Source organism: Streptomyces sp. 13-12-16, from assembly GCF_002114215.1.
In the GTDB taxonomy this organism is placed as follows: domain Bacteria; phylum Actinomycetota; class Actinomycetes; order Streptomycetales; family Streptomycetaceae; genus Streptomyces.
This window is the reverse complement of sequence record NZ_NCTE01001175.1, coordinates 1-1,061: the sequence shown is the minus strand read 5'-3', so window position 1 is coordinate 1,061 and position 1,061 is coordinate 1. Positions and strand designations below refer to the sequence as shown.

2 protein-coding genes are annotated in these 1,061 nt (G+C 77.3%); both read left to right on the top strand.

The window, feature by feature from the left end; genetic code table 11:
• On the top strand, nt 1-657 hold a 657-nt coding region (locus B7767_RS37045; protein WP_143652852.1), incomplete at its 5' end, for a discoidin domain-containing protein.
• Nucleotides 658-729: 72 nt separating this feature from the next.
• The coding region (locus tag B7767_RS37040) for an RNA polymerase sigma factor (protein WP_306298035.1) at nt 730-1,061 on the top strand (332 nt) is incomplete at its 3' end.

Genomic DNA, 1,061 nt, shown 5'->3' with positions numbered 1-1,061 from the left:
ATCGGCGGTGCCCGGCGGCTGACGGTCTCCCTCGGCTCGCCGCGCCCCGACGAGGTGCGCGGCAGGCTGACCGCGACGGCGCCGAAGGGGATCGGGGTCCGGGTGCCGGAGGACGCGCTGACCGTCCCGCGCGGCACACCGGTGGAGGTACCGGTCGAGGTGACCGTGGAGCCGGGCACGCCCACCGGGTCGTACGGCGTCCGGCTCGCCTTCGCCGGCACCACCCGCACGCTGACGGTCCACGCCGTCCCCCGCACCGCAGGACCCGACCTGGCCCGCACCGGCCGGGCGAGCTCCTCGGCCGACGAGACACCCGACTTCCCGGCCCCGGCGGCGAACGACGGCGACCCGGAGACCCGCTGGTCGTCCCCGGTCGACGACGACGCCTGGTGGCAGGTCGAGCTGGAGCGCCCGGTACGGCTGGGCAAGGTCGACCTGCACTGGCAGGAGGCGCACCCGTCGGCGTACCGCGTGGAGGTGTCGGCGGACGGCCGCACCTGGCGCACGGCGGCGGAGGTCCGGGCCGGCCGGGGCGGCCGGGAGACCGTCCGCATGGACGAGCCCGGCGTCCGCCACGTCCGCGTCCGGGGCGAGAAGCGGGCGACGCGGTACGGCTACTCGCTGTGGTCGGTGGAGGCGTACGCGGTCGCCCGGTGACCGGACCGGCCGGTGCCGTGAACCGGCGTCCCCACGGCCGTCGATAGAGGGGGTGTGAGACTGTTCCGCCCCATGGGGGGCCACCGGGAGAAGGACGAGGGGGACTCCGACGCGGCGCTGCTGAGGGCCGTCGCGGGCGGGGACCCGACGGCGCTGGCCGCACTGTACGACCGGCACGCGGGCTGGCTGTACGCGCGGCTGAGCCGGCGCTGCGCCGACCCCGAGACCGTGCGGGAGGTGCTCCAGGACACGTTCGTCACGGTGTGGCGGTCGGCGGACGCCCACCGCGGTGAGCAGGCCGGCGGCTGGCTGTGGACCATCGCCGCGCGGCGGCTGGTCGACGCGTACCGGGCGCAGGAGCGGGCCGCGCGGCTGCGCACGGCGCCGATGGAGGAGGCGTGGGA